At 40.2% G+C, this 14,658-nt stretch carries 12 protein-coding genes; 2 read left to right on the forward strand and 10 right to left on the reverse strand.

Annotated elements, in window-relative coordinates; translation table 11 throughout:
* The 6 genes from JWR87_RS18355 to rlmD all read right to left on the reverse strand — a co-directional run.
* A partial coding sequence (locus JWR87_RS18355) for a carboxyltransferase domain-containing protein (RefSeq protein WP_297822970.1) occupies positions 1-298 on the reverse strand: 298 nt, incomplete at its 3' end.
* Between the two features lie 87 nt (positions 299-385).
* Entirely contained in the window at positions 386-1,492 is a 1,107-nt protein-coding gene (locus tag JWR87_RS18360) for an endonuclease/exonuclease/phosphatase family protein (protein WP_297822972.1), read from the reverse strand.
* A 51-nt stretch (positions 1,493-1,543) separates the two neighbouring features.
* Complete coding sequence (locus JWR87_RS18365; protein WP_297822974.1) at positions 1,544-2,659, reverse strand: endonuclease/exonuclease/phosphatase family protein; 1,116 nt, start codon at positions 2,657-2,659, stop codon at positions 1,544-1,546.
* Positions 2,660-2,662: 3 nt separating this feature from the next.
* Positions 2,663-3,583: a rhomboid family intramembrane serine protease gene (locus JWR87_RS18370; RefSeq protein ID WP_297822976.1), complete on the reverse strand. Its 921-nt coding sequence runs from the start codon at positions 3,581-3,583 to the stop codon at positions 2,663-2,665.
* 30 nt (positions 3,584-3,613) lie between these two features.
* On the reverse strand, positions 3,614-4,438 hold the full coding sequence (locus tag JWR87_RS18375; protein WP_297822978.1) for a rhomboid family intramembrane serine protease: 825 nt from the start codon (positions 4,436-4,438) through the stop codon (positions 3,614-3,616).
* Between the two features lie 37 nt (positions 4,439-4,475).
* The gene (gene rlmD / locus JWR87_RS18380; RefSeq protein WP_297822980.1) at positions 4,476-5,876 is read right to left on the reverse strand and encodes a 23S rRNA (uracil(1939)-C(5))-methyltransferase RlmD; all 1,401 of its coding nucleotides are present in this window, start codon (positions 5,874-5,876) and stop codon (positions 4,476-4,478) included.
* Between the two features lie 359 nt (positions 5,877-6,235).
* On the opposite strand from rlmD, the gene JWR87_RS18385 reads away from it, so the two are divergent.
* A complete protein-coding gene (locus JWR87_RS18385) occupies positions 6,236-7,798 on the forward strand; it encodes a redoxin domain-containing protein (RefSeq protein WP_297822982.1) in 1,563 nt (520 codons plus the stop codon).
* Positions 7,799-8,016: 218 nt separating this feature from the next.
* On the opposite strand, the gene JWR87_RS18390 is transcribed toward JWR87_RS18385, so the two are convergent.
* Positions 8,017-8,970, reverse strand: a complete 954-nt coding sequence (locus JWR87_RS18390) for a methylenetetrahydrofolate reductase (RefSeq protein WP_297822984.1) — start codon at positions 8,968-8,970, stop codon at positions 8,017-8,019.
* 447 nt (positions 8,971-9,417) lie between these two features.
* Between JWR87_RS18390 and lptB the strand changes: the two genes are divergently transcribed.
* A complete protein-coding gene (lptB, locus tag JWR87_RS18395; RefSeq protein ID WP_297822986.1) occupies positions 9,418-10,227 on the forward strand; it encodes an LPS export ABC transporter ATP-binding protein in 810 nt (269 codons plus the stop codon).
* A gap of 80 nt (positions 10,228-10,307) precedes the next feature.
* Here the strand turns inward: lptB and JWR87_RS18400 are convergent, their stop codons facing one another.
* The 3 genes from JWR87_RS18400 to JWR87_RS18410 form a co-directional block, all read right to left on the reverse strand.
* Positions 10,308-11,753: an NAD-dependent succinate-semialdehyde dehydrogenase gene (locus JWR87_RS18400; protein WP_297822988.1), complete on the reverse strand. Its 1,446-nt coding sequence runs from the start codon at positions 11,751-11,753 to the stop codon at positions 10,308-10,310.
* 293 nt (positions 11,754-12,046) lie between these two features.
* A complete protein-coding gene (locus JWR87_RS18405; protein WP_297822991.1) occupies positions 12,047-13,207 on the reverse strand; it encodes a hypothetical protein in 1,161 nt (386 codons plus the stop codon).
* 162 nt (positions 13,208-13,369) lie between these two features.
* Entirely contained in the window at positions 13,370-14,650 is a 1,281-nt protein-coding gene (locus tag JWR87_RS18410; RefSeq protein ID WP_297822994.1) for a pitrilysin family protein, read from the reverse strand.
* Positions 14,651-14,658: the final 8 nt, after the last annotated feature.

The raw sequence follows: 14,658 nt of genomic DNA on the forward strand, positions 1-14,658 counted from the left end.
GGATAGTTTGTGGGAGATCTTTTATTGATTGAAATAACAAAGTTTCAAGTTGTTCTTTTATTGTAACGAACGCTGGTTGGTGCCGATATTTTTTACGAACGGCGACAACATCATAATGAACCGTTATAGAACTGTATGCAGGAACAATATCTTTTACTCCAACAAAACAAGCTTCTTTTATAGCGTGTGATGTAGCTAATACTCGTCGATTAACGGCTTCAGCAATCGCAGGTTCGTAATTAATAATGACTGCCGAGTCTCCTAGAGGGCAAATAATGGGTTGTGTTTTTTTAACCATACATTAAAGAGGCTTATACAGGTTATAACGTATAAGTGTGCGACGCAACGACTGATGAGAAAAGAGATAAAGTCGGTTACAAAAAGGTTACTTAATACCAAGGTCGGCCACCAACATCAGGTGGTCGCTCAGGTCTTCATCCACCAGGTCGAATTGCTGTACGTAAAAATTATTGTCGGGCAATATATAGTCGATTCTAAGAGTGGGTGCAAGTGCAATGTAAGTGCGGCCAATACCTAACGAGGTTGTAAGAAAAACGTCTTGCCAGTCTTTTCGTATATGAAAATAAGTATAACTGTTAGGAACGTCATTAAAGTCTCCACAAATAATAGTTGGATAAGGAGAGTGGTCTAAAGCCTTTCTTACAATGTCTGCCTGTTCGCCTCTTTTAGTATAAGCAAGCTTCATTTTTTGCAAAAGGCTTTTTGACGCCGGCAGTGTTTTATTCTCTGTATTTTTTATGATTTCTATACCCTCATAATCTTCTTGTTTAAACTTAAAGGACTGTAGGTGGGTGGTAAATATTCTGACAATTTTTTTAGGCGTAGCTATGTCAGCATATATAAGACTTTCACTGGAGTTTCCAGGAAAACGGATTTTACCTGAATCGACGATGGGGTATTTTGAGAAGATAATGCAGCCGGCCTGGTAACCTTGTTTACGTCGTTCAAAGTCTTTTGAGAAATAGTGGTAGGGATAGAATTCTTTAAACCTGCGAAGGTTGTTTTGAGCAGCAGAGTTGTTGAATTCCTGCAAACAAATAATATCGGGTTTTTGTGCCATAATGGCTTCAGGAATTGTGGCGCGGTCTATTCTCTTTTTATCGGCTTTGTTGCTTAAACCCTCGAAGCTTCTTGTATTCCAATCAACAATGCGAAGGTAAGTGCTGTCTTTTTTTTCAGTAAAAGTTTCGTATTTATTCGTAGCAAATAACACGCTCAATTGTTTCCAACCTATTAGTAACGCGATGATAGGAATGAGTGACCAGGACGGTTTTGCGACCCACCAAAAAAAGATAAAAAATACCAGCAGCAAGGCCATGTAGGGAACCGAAAGACCCATAATACCCATAAACCACCAGGTTGAAGGATTTAAATAGGGTACAAGACAGGCGATAAGAAAGATACCCGCTATAATACAGTTGATTACAAGAAAAAAGCGACTAAAAACTTTTCGAACCTTTCCACCTGCCATAGTGTAAATATAAAGCAATTAATTAGCAGCAAGTTAGATGAAAAACTTGCATTATTCCTTCCATTTTACGTCAACAAACTGCGGAAAGTGATCAGATAAATGCACTTCGTCTCTACCAAAACTTTTTATAGAAAGTTTTTTATCAATGAATAAAAAATCAATCCGAAGCGTTTTGGGAAGACTGTCCATTGTAGCTCCTAAACCGCATCCTTTTAATTTAAAAGCATCTTGTAGATTAGCAGACATTGTGCGGTAAGGATAAGAGGTTGGAACCGAATTCATGTCAGTTCCTATAATTACGGGGAAAGGACTTTTGTTGATGGCACTTTTTGCAATTAAGGCTTCTTTTGAGTGAGCCTGTGCAAACGATTTTAATTTACTGAATTTCGAGTCTAAATAAACAAAATTTGAATCGCCGTAAAACCTGACGCGGTTTCCGGTTTCGGAGGGATTTGCAAATAAATTAAGTGATTTGAAATGAGTCGAGAAAATTCGGATTGTTTTGTTCTGAAAAGAGATATCTGCTGAAGTTAAGTATTCTGTATATGAGGGATCTCCTAACAGCACTTTTGATGAAGCGATAATGGGAGTTTTAGAAAAGATGGCTGAACCAGTTGCAATAGTTCCGTAGTTGGCTATCAGATTTATCTCATCAGTTCTATTGACATACAAGTATCCCATTTTTTTTAAATCTTCTGTGTTTGAAAATGTTCCCTTTACATAGTGTTCTGCAAACTCTTGTACACACAACACATCAGGATTAACCATGGCGATATAATCAAACATTCGTTTTCTGATTGAATGTATCGTATCCATACCAATAGAAGGATTGTCGAAGCCTTTAACGTTCCAGGTTAAGATACGTAGTGACCCTGTGTCTTTAGCGATGGTTGACTTAACGAAAGGGTTAAGGGCGAAAGTGGAAGAAAGGTTTTGAAAACCAACGAAAAACAGCAGGATTAAAAATAATGCAGCTTGCCTTCTAATAAACAGCCAAAGGAAGGCAAGTATAAGTATGACAGCTGCAAGGTATGGAAACCCTAAAGCCAAAAAAGCCATTGGCCAAAAATGTACAGGGCTAATATAGGGTGTAAAACAACTGGCAAAATAAGCAAGAGCCGATATAAGAGTAATAACGGCAAGTACCGTAAAAAAGAATTTCTTCATTAACTACAACTCTTCTGTGCTTGCTTTTTTCAGAAAATCTTTCTCATCTTCTGTTAAAGAACTGTAGCCTTTGTGATGAATTTTGTCCAGCAAATCGTCAACCCTTTGTTGGGTTACATGAGGGGTTTTTTCGAACGGCTTCTGGTTCGATTTATAAAACAATTGATTTTTAGTAGGATTTTTAATGTGTTTTTTTTCCGGGCGGAATAAGTCGTCTGCCCAATGCACCAGGTCCACCATCCACCGGCTCCAGTCGTTGCCTCTTTCAAGTTGCCAAATAAATATATAACCCATTAAGCCACCGGCAACGAGGGCGCCTATATGACCAGGGTTTCCTCCTACTGTTCCTACGCGGATAATAACAAAGACCGCCGCCAATCCCCATAAAGGAACATTGAATTTTGGAAGAAGTCTTAGTTTGTATTGCGGCGCAGTAGCAGTAGTGGCTACTGCCAGAGCCATTAGTGCCGGCCCAGACCCTAACAGCGGATATGTGTTGTTTCCGTTTTCCCTTAAAGATGGAATTAAATTAATAATGAGTAAAAAGAAAACAGAACCAGCTAAACCGCCATATAAATAGACGGGGATAAGTTTACGGTTGCCTGCAAGATTCTGGAAAATATAACCAAAGCCCCAAAGCCACAACATGCTACTGATGAGTTCAAGCAGTTTGTAATGAGAAAACATGTATATCAGTAATGTCCAGGGACGGGAAGCAAAAACCGATGGTTGAGCCGGGACCGAAATATAATTCAAAACCTGGGATTCGAAAACGCCCTCAGCCCCATTATTTATAGAGTAAACAAGTTTTGTAAAGTTGAGCAAAATGTAAACAATGATATTGAAAATGATCAGCAGGACAAGGGAGTTTCCATCCTGTCCAAGCAAAATTCTTTTCCTGCTGTTTTGCTGCAATAAACTCATTTCATTTAATGTTAAAGCGAACTCTTTAAGTTAATAAAAATTTTTTCGATCCTTTCTGTTCCACGTAAGTACTAACAAAAAACCAACCAAACCGCCACCAATGTGGGCCCAGTGAGCGATATTGTCATTTGGATTATTTTGGAAAGCTGAAAAAATCTCGTAGCCAAAATAAGCCAGGCCAATCCATTTAGCTTGTATCCCAATAACAAAGTATAAATATAATTTCCTGTTAGGAAATAAATAAATATATGCAGCTAAAACGCCAAAAACAGCACCGCTGGCACCTATCGTAGGGTCGCTTATGACCGCATATGTAAAGTTTGAAATGTACTGAACTACCTCGTTTGCACTACCACTATTGCCGGGATCGGATAAATAGTTTTGTAGAACCGATACTGCCTGGGGGCGCTGATCAAGTCCAAACTGATTATAAAATGCCATAAAAGTATCAGCATTTGGGTGCACCCTTACAGCATAAAACTGATTTACCAGGTCGTGCCACTGAAACCACAGCCAGAGCAACTGAATTAAAGCTGCACCAATACCACATAAAAAATAGAAAGTAAGAAACCTTTTTGGCCCCCACATATCTTCGAGCTCCGAACCAAACATCCAAAGGGCAAACATGTTGTACAGCAGGTGCATGAAATTACCATGTAGAAACATGTGGGTGATAATTTGCCACGGTTGAAAAAGAGGCGACTTTACATGATGCAAGCCAAACAAATCCTCCATATCTATAAACCCGCCTTTGCCAATAGTACTCTGTGCCAAAAACACCAGGACATTTATTATAAGCAAGTTCTTAATAATTGTGGGAAGATTCCTGTAGCTGGTGGGACTGTATTGATTCATGTTATTAAAAAGTCTGTCAAAGGTATGCTGCTAAAAGTTATCGAAGTTTTAATTGAACTACGTTTTCAATATGTAGCGTATGAGGAAACATGTCTACCGGCTGGATTTTAGTTACATCATATTTTTCGTTCAAAAGGCTCAAATCACGTGCTTGTGTAGCAGGGTTGCAACTAACGTAAACAACTATTGGTGCTGCTATATGAAGCAACTTTCTCACCAGTTTTTCGTGCATACCAGCCCGGGGCGGGTCAGTAATAATAACATCGGGCCGGCCGTTGCTTTCAAAAAATGCATCATCACAAATGTCTATTACATCGCCAGCAAAAAAAGCCGCGTTTTCAAGATGGTTTAAAAGTGCATTTTCTTTTGCGTCGGCTATAGCCTCTTCAACTACCTCAACACCTACAATCTTTTTAGCCAGTTTACTTACAAAAATGCCAATACTACCGGTACCACAATACAAATCGTACACCGTTTGTGTTCCGTTTAGTTCAGCAAACTGGCGTGTTACCTGGTATAATTTTTCCCCCTGCTTCGTATTGGTTTGAAAAAAGGATTTAGGCGAGATCTTAAATTCAAAGTCTTCGAGCCTTTCTATAATATAACCTTTACCGCAGAAAGCGATTGGCTGAAGATCGTACAGGCTGTCATTTCGTTTAGTGTTAATTGTATATAACAGGGTAGTTATCTGCGGGAATTTATTTTGAATGAATTCCAGCAATGAAGCCTGGGTGTTTTTGTCTTCGTAACCTACCACAAGGTTTACCATTATTTCGCCGGTAGTGGCAATCCGGATGAGCAGGTTGCGCAGGTAACCGGTATGGTTTCGAATATCATAATGGCTTAGCCCGTGTTGTTTAGCATAATCCCAAACGGCTAACCGAATAAAATTTGTAGGCTCTTCCTGTAAGTGGCATTCATAAATCGGAACAACTTTATCAAAAAAGCCCCGGGCATGAAAACCGGCCACATTTTCGTCGGGAGTAACATCAGGGTTGTTTAGTTCTTCTGCTAAAAGAAACCTCTTATTAGAAAAAGTGTATTCCATTTTGTTGCGATACCGCGTTGTTTGCTCCGCGCCAATAATAGGCATTATATCGGGCAAGGCAACTTTGCCAATTCGCTGAAGGTTGTCGGTAACCTGCTGCTGCTTGTATTGTAGCTGTTGCGCATAAGGAAGCATTTGCCACTGGCATCCACCGCAAACACCAAAATGCTGGCAAAAAGGTTCAACCCTTAAGTCACTATATTTATGATAATGGATGGCAATTCCTTCGCCCCAGTCTTTTTTATTTTTCTGCAATAGCACATCTACTTCATCACCCGGAATAGTGTTTTCAACAAAAATTACTTTTCCTTCCACCCGCGCCAATGATTTGCCTTCGGCCGCGTAATTTTCCATCAACACGTTATGCAATACCACTTTTTTCCTTCTCATTTGGCAAAAGTAGTTATTCCAATACTTTAGTATTTCCTAAAGAATAACAGCACAATAAAAACGTTATCGTACGTACCATAGTCATTCAAAAGCCTAAACGGAGCGTCGCAACCAAAGCTGAAGAAGAACGAAATGCCGGCTAAAAAAGCAATCACCAGCTGTCAATTTTAAGAAGTGATTGCGAGGAGGATTCTATCTTAGTAGTGAGCAAAGTAACTTCTGTCAACATCGTTGTGTCACTCCCTTCTACAATGGAATGCTTATGCAACTTTTTTTGCATTTGTTAAGCGAGCAGCAGATCCATGGGGGAGGTAGGTTGCCCAAATTCTTCGTATACAGCAGCAGCAGTAATTAACAAATTGAAAAAGCGATCTGACAGTTTTAAAGATATTTTTACAGTTAATCCTATTTATAGAAACAGTATGAGGCATTACTTACTAACAAGCCTGGCGGTTGTAATAATAAGCCTGGTTTCGACAGCACAAAATAAAGCTATAAAAAAGACGGCTGCTCCGGCAGTTAAAACTACAGGAGGCTATCATATTCCTATTACGCTCACTCCCTATAAAAACACCTGGGTTTATCTTGGATGTTATTTTGGTAAATACAAAAACCTTTCAGACTCCGCCTTTTTAAATGAAAAAGGCCAAGGCGTTTTTAAAGGCAAGGAAAAGCTGCCGCAGGGAATTTACTTTGCAGTGTCTCCGCAGAAATACCTTCTGTTTGAATTTTTAATGGATAAGGAGCAAAACTTTTCAATAAAAGCAGATACAACCAACCTTGCAAATGTTGCAATCACAGGTTCTGCCGATAACCAGATGTTCCAGGAATACACACGTTTTCTTGCACAAAAAACTCCTATGCTTACAGCCTTGCAAAAACAACTGGCCGAAGCAAAGACTGCCCGCGACTCTGGTGTCATTAAAACCACGATGGCTAAGGCCAATAAGGAATTGCAGGATTATAGAGAAAGTTTTACAAAAGCCCATCCCACCTCTATGCTTGCCAGCTTTTTTTATGGCATGAAACGGCCTGAGATACCGGCAATACCTATAGGTAAAAATGGTAAAGCAGACTCAACCTATCCTTACCGATATGTAAAAGACAATTGGTGGCAAGGCGTTGCGTTTGACGATGAGAGCCTGGTACGCACCCCTTTTTTTGAACCAAAGCTGGAGGAATATTTTAAGTACTATGTGGCTCCTGAAGCAGATTCAATTATTAGTGAGGTGAACTACATGCTATTGGTATCGCGCGAAAGCCGCGAAATGTTTAAGTACCTGTTGGGCAAGTTTACCGATAAGTACATTAACCCCGAATACATGGGACAGGAAAAGGTGTTTTTGTTTCTTTTTGATAAATACTACAGTAAAGGTGATACGGCCTGGCTCAATGCAAAACAAACAAAATTCATTTTCGATCGTGCTTACAGCTTAATGGCAAACCAATTAGGCGAACCGGCAGCGGACCTTAAAATGGTAGACACCACTGGTAAACCAGTTACTTTATACGGTATAAATGCACCTTACACGTTTGTTACTTTTTGGGATCCAAATTGCGGACACTGTAAAGAAACGGTTCCACGAGTTGATTCTATTTACCGGGCAAAGTGGAAAGCGCTGGGAGTAAAATTAGTTGGTGTAAACGTAGACGAAGGCGCTAATCCCGCATGGAAAAAGTTTGTTAACGAACACAAGCTGGAAGGATGGGCTCATATCTACCAGACAAAAGCGGCCAGGGATGAAGAGACTAAAAAAGGCGCTGCCAATTTCAGGCAATTGTACGACGTATATAAAACCCCCACGTTGTATTTGCTAGACGCTCAAAAACGAATTATAGGAAAAATGTTGAGCCTCGAACAATTTGACGACGTGCTTACCGCGAAAACGAAAGCCGCAGCCCTAAAGGGAGGAGATAAATAAATGATGACCTGCTAATAGGTTTTTTGAAGACGTCTTTTTTAAAAAAAAAACCAAAAAAACAATTGGCTAAATGAAGAAAGTAGTTGTATTGGCTTTTAATATGCAGACGTTATAATAATTACCTGATGCAAAGAAAGCAGGGCCAAAGGTGGGCTTGCAACAATAAAAAAAGAGGGACCGTCCCTCTTTTTTTATTTCATTTATAAAACCGTTATTTTCTATAGTATATCCTTTACCACGTTCCAGATTACTTTTGGTTTTCCCAGGGTATAGTAATGCAACACCGGTACTCCGAACTTTTTCAATTCTTTACTTTGTTGTGTCAGCCATTCTTGCCCAACGATCTCGCATTCCTGGTCGTTCTTACAACGCATAATGGCATTAGAAAGCTCTGTAGGTATATCAACATGAAAAATTCTTGGCAATATTGACAACTGTTTTTTACTGGTAATGGGTTTAAGACCGGGGATGATAGGCGCATCGATCCCTATGGCCCGACACGCCTTTTGAAAGTCGTAAAATTTTTGATTATCAAAAAACATCTGTGTCATTATATAACTGGCACCAGCATCTACTTTTTCCTTTAGCCTTTGTAAGTCAATTTCCGGATTGGGAGATTCAAAATGCTTTTCGGGATAGCCGGCAACACCAATACAAAAATTAGTTTTACCACCATTTCGTATGTCTTCGTCCATGTAAATGCCGTTATTCAAATCAAGCACCTGCTTTAGTAAATCTATTGCGTAGCTGTGGCCGCCTGGCTCTGGTTCAAAAGAAGCCTCATTCTTAGCTGCATCGCCACGCAAAACCAATACGTTCTCTACGTTAAGAAAGTTAAGGTCAATCAGTGCATCTTCCGTTTCCCTCTTATTAAAGCCACCACATATAAAATGAGGAACCGCATCTATCTTATAATGGTTCATTATAGAAGCACAAATGCCCACCGTTCCCGGCCGCTTCCTCACTTCAACTTTTTCAAATGTTCCATCCGATTTCTTTTTAAACATTGTCTCGCTGCGGTGGTAGGTCACATTTATCCACGACGGCTTAAACTCCATTAAAGGATCGAGGTGATCATAAATTGAGCTGATGCTTTTACCTTTTAATGGCGGCAGTATTTCAAAAGAAACAAGCGTATCCTTAGCTTGATTGAGATGGTCAATAACTTTCATCCTTTATATTAAAATTGTTGCAAACATAAGATGGAAACAGTGAAAAACAAGATGCAGGGGTAGCCTGTAGTTCTTCAGAAACTCTTTATTACCCGGTTGATATTACCACGTTTCGAACAGGTTTTCGTTCGTTTTATACCTATTCTGATACCAGCTTTATAACCCGTATGTAACAATCGTTGCGTCGCATTTCGTTCATCTGCGACAATTCTATTTTGCTTTTTACTGGTGTTGCTTTTTGTAAATCAACACTAAAGCTTGCATACCTCAAGACGGCCCTGAGCTATACTTTGCTAATCGTGCATTTGTACATGATTCTATCTTTCCAATAACATCCATTACGGGGTTACTACCGGTGAATATTAAAGCGATCCAACAAACTGTTAAGAGCCAGCTACTATTTATATTAAACAACTGTATACTGTATTTTTGTTTAAATATTAGTCATTGAGCCTTATCATTCATACCGAAGAACTTATAAAAAGTTATCGTAACCGCACGGTAGTAAACCATGTATCAGTAAACGTGAAGCAAGGTGAGATAGTGGGTTTACTTGGTCCTAACGGAGCGGGTAAGACAACTACGTTTTACATGGTTGTGGGTTTGATTAAGCCAGACGAAGGAAGAGTGTTTTTGGGGGAAAAGGACATTACCAAGCTTCCCATGTACAAAAGAGCGCAGATGGGCATTGGTTATCTTCCGCAAGAAGCCAGTGTTTTCAGAAAGCTGTCTGTTGAAGACAATATAAAGGCGGTGTTGGAGATGACTAAACTAACAAAGCACGACCAGAAACAAAAGCTTGAGGCGCTGTTAGATGAGTTCAACCTTCACCAGGTACGAAAAAATAACGGGGACAGCTTGAGCGGAGGTGAAAGACGAAGAACAGAAATTGCCCGTGCCCTTGCTGTTGATCCAAAATTTATTTTATTAGATGAACCGTTTGCCGGCGTGGATCCTATTGCCGTTGAAGATATTCAGTCAGTTGTAGCGAAACTAAAATACCGCAACATCGGTATTCTGATCACGGACCACAACGTAAATGAAACACTCTCCATTTGTGACCGGGCTTACCTGCTGATAGAAGGTAAAATATTTAAGCACGGAACTGCTGAAGAGTTAGCAGGCGATGAACAAGTAAGAAACCTTTACCTGGGAACTAACTTTGAACTGCGGCGTAAAGATTGGATTATTGACATGGAAAGAGACAATGCTTTATTAAGAGCAGCCGAAGAACTTACAAGCCAGGAAAAAGAATAAGCTCAACCAGCATTTTCGGTACAAGTGTGCGACGCAACAATGTTTGGAAAAGATTCAGAGTTGATTTAAAAAACCATCTCTTATTTAATCCCTCCGAAACACAAATATTTTATTTCCATAAAATAGTCCATCCCGTATTTAGAACCTTCGCGTCCAATTCCTGATTGTTTTACGCCACCAAACGGTGCTACTGCATTAGATATCAAACCTTCATTAATTCCAACCATTCCACTTTCGAGCGCTTCCGCTACCCGCCAGCAACGGGAAACGTCTTTGGTATAAAAATAAGCAGCAAGTCCGTATTCGGTATCGTTGGCCATTTTGATCACTTCTTCTTCTGTACTAAACCTAAAAACCGGTGCGACCGGCCCAAAAACTTCTTCCTGCGCTATTATCATATCAGCAGTGGCATCAGCTAAAACGGTAGGTTGGTAAAATAGGCCACTCATTTCTTTTCCACCTTCCCTTAACACAGCACCTTTTGCAACTGCGTCTTCCACATGTTGCTTTACTTTATTTAGTCCTTTTGCACTTATTAGCGGCCCAATCTGCACATCGCTGTCTAAACCGTTTCCAACCTTTAAGCCGGCTACAGCGCTGGTAAGCTTTGCAACAAATTCCTCATAGATTTTATCCTGGGCAAAAAAGCGGTTTACACAAACACACGTCTGGCCACTATTACGAAACTTTGCAGCAATCGCTCCTTTTACTGCAGCATCTACATCAGCATCGTCGAAAACAATAAACGGAGCATTGCCACCAAGCTCAAGTGATAATTTCTTTAAGGTTGAGGAACACTGGCTCATTAATATTTTACCTACCTGTGTAGATCCGGTAAACGACAGTTTCCTAACCTTTCGGTTCTCGCACAGTTCTTTACCTACTTCGCTGCTTTCGGTTGTTGTAACTGTATTATAAACACCGGGAGGAAAGCCTGCTTTTTCTGCCAGGTGGGCCAGGGCTAATGCAGTCAACGGTGTTTCTGACGGCGGTTTTACTACCACCGGGCTTCCTGCCGCCAGTGCAGGTGCTACCTTACGGGTAATCATTGCAAGCGGAAAATTCCATGGAGTTAGTGCAGCCACCACCCCAATAGATTGTTTGATTACCACAATACGTTTGTCGTTTGTTGGGGCTGGAATAACATCTCCATACGTACGCTTAGCTTCTTCTGCAAACCACTCTACGAACGATGCGCCGTACTCAACCTCTCCAATACTTTCCTGCAACACTTTACCGGATTCAATGGTCATTAAGTTTGCCAGCTCTTCCTTATTTTCAAGTATCAGTGCATACCATTTTTTCAATAAACCTGCACGTTCGTTTGCTGTCAGGTCGCGGTACGAATGCCACGACTCGTTTGCAGCATCGATTGCCGCCCGCACATCTTCGCGGTTCATATCCGGAATGCTTGCAATTAATGCTCCTGTAGCAGGATTATTCACCTCAAAGGTTTTGCCTGAACGCGCACTCACCCATTTGCCGTTGACATATGCTTCCTTCTTTATCAGATTATTTTTTTGCACCTTGACTCTTTTAATTTCAGTAATACAATTCCATTTGGGTTAGAATTGGTTAGGTAGCCAACGTTAGACCAGCCTTCCACTCCGGTTGCGTCGCACACTTATACTACCTATTTTTTGGCTTCTTTTTTTATATTGTAAAGGTGACTCTTTTCTTAAATCAAACCGGCGTTATTGGGGTTTACACCCCATTTTTTAATTTTTCGAAACCTATGGGGGAGTGATTTAGAGTTAGGTACCGGCAAGGAGATTTTTTTAGGGTAAGAGTGTTTGAGCTAGTAGACAACGTGCACTTCTTACCTACTCTTCGCCGCCCGGCCTATCCCAAACTGATCCCCCGCACGAACTGCCTTGTTTCCCGAAAATTGTATCTCAACCATTTTTTCACTTTGCACGCTGTTATAGTTCTGGTCTTCAAGCGTAGCAACAATCTTACGGGTTTTTACATCAATAACGTCGCCGGTTGAAGGATAAGCATATTTGCCATCAAGACTAAAGGTGATCCATCCCGGCATATCACGCACTTGAATAGTTGTTACTTGCCGGGGTGGCATAACAGTATTGTCAAATACGTGAACACGGTTGTTGGCCCCATCACAAAGCCATAATTCCTTTTCATCAGGCGTTAGTCCAATGCCATGCGCAGGACAACCATGGCGCTTCACTTCACCAATATTGAAACCTTGCACTTCAACCCGATGTAGTTTTTTGCCACTGTTTAAATCTCCTACCTCGAAGCCAAGCAAACCGTTTACGTTTACATATACCAGGCTTTCGGTAGCATTTATTGTAAAAGGGCGAATGTCGGCTGCAAAAGGGCCAACCTGCTTGTCAACTGTATGTGTCTTTGTATTGGCAACATTCATATAAGTCGACTTTAATCCGCCTAAATAAACATGATTTCCTGAAGGACCATAAATCGTATTATGAGCCCCCGAGTTAGTAACTATTTTTTTAATGATATTTCCTGTTTTTGCATCTACAACAGTCCAGAACTCTTTTTCTAGGGAAGGGAGATAGATCAGCTTTCCGTCGGGAGACATTGACAATCGGTCGGCGCCCCCTTCGTACGGTTTTTCCCACAACAGTTTTTCTGTAGTAATATCAATGCATTGCATTGCTTCAAGCGTGGTGATATAAATGCAATTGGTAGCGAGGCTAACAGCAATACCTTTTACATTCGAGGGCTTTCCATCTTTATTTAATCCTGCCGTCGGAATGAATTTTAGAAAACGATGGTTGTTATCCATATCAAAAACCTGTATGCCATGACCGCCATAACCTAGGTAATTGCGAACACCGGGCGTTGCCACGTATAAATATCTCTTTACTGCTGCAGGCTTTTCTTTGGTCCCTGTTTCAAAATGCGCTGGTTTAGGAGTGTACGATGTAGCGAAGGTTAAAATAAATGCTGCGGGCATTAAGAGAGACAGCGATTTTGCAATTGAAAATTTCATGTTTTTAAATAAAGCGTTTTTAAAAATTAGGTTCTTTAAAGTTCATGCGGTCATATAATTTCTAAGGGAAAGCGTGACTAGTAAGGTATGTATTTTTAAAAAGCTTTTAATAAAAAAGCGGCATCGAGCCGCTTTAAATATAACTAATAATATTTTCAGGAATTAGATAACAACCAGCTCATAAAACTCCTCTGGAACCAGGTACTTTTGAGCAAGTTCCTGGATTTCTTCGGCTGTAATTGCTTTGATGGTATTGATTGAGTCATAAAAGTAGGTTTCATCTAAACCATTCAGCACGTAGTTTTTCCAACGGTTAATAATTTGAAACGGACCATCAAGGTCGCCTAAAATACTTCCGATCATATAATTCCTGACAAGTAACAATTCCTCTTCATTTACAGGTTCATCACGCAGCAACTGCATTTCCTTGTACACTTCTGTGATAGTTGCTTCGCATACATCCCTGCCAGCCTCAGTGCTAACCATCCAGGCGCTATCTGCTACATGGTTCTGAAAATAACTATGAATTCCGTAAGTATATCCTTTGTCTTCGCGAATATTGCCCATCAACCTCGATCCAAAGAAACCTCCAAAAACATTATTTAAAACCTGGGCTTTCATAAAGTCAGGATGTCGACGGTTAGGAAAGGGACGTGCAATACGAATAGCTCCCTGCACCCCATTTTCGTCGTTGGTTACACGATGCTTTTTTTGACTTGCCGAATGAACTATGAAGGACTTTTGGGCTGGAAATTTTTTATTTAAGGGTAAATGACCAAAAACAGCGTTTAACTGCTGGAATATATCGGACGACAAATTGCCGGCAACAAAAATTATGCATTGACCATTTACATAATGGTCGCTATAGAATTTGACGATCTGCTCGCGTGTAAGCGCATTAAAATCCGGAATAGAAGTGTAACGGCCGTAAGGATGATCAAACCCAAATAAGTATTCATCAATAAAGCGGTTGGCAACAAAATCGCATTTCTGCAAACTTACCTTCAATCGCTGAATTTGATTTTGTTTGTAAATTGCCAATTCTTCTTCGGGAAAGATTGAATCTGTAATTAGTTCTTCCACAACCGGCAAAACCTGCTTTAAATGTTTGTTTAAGCAATGAAGCGTAATGTTGGAAGTTTCGTTGTAACAGTTGCGATTTAAGTATGCCCCATAATATTCGAAATGATCGTTTATCTCAAAAGCAGACCTTTTTGATGTACCGTTTTTTAATAAAAAGTTGGTAGTGCCGGCCACAATGTTTTGGTCTTCGTACCAATTGCCTGCATAAAAAACCAGTTCGATCATTGTAACATCCTGTGCTCCTGCATTTATGCTGTACACAGGTACTCCGTTATCCAGTGTAAATTGTTCACTTGGCTTAAGCTGAAGATTGAATTCTACAGCATCTTTTATTTCGGGAGCTTTTTTTCTATTTAACATATTTATTC

It is taken from the genome of Segetibacter sp., assembly GCF_025963695.1.
Lineage (GTDB): Bacteria > Bacteroidota > Bacteroidia > Chitinophagales > Chitinophagaceae > Segetibacter.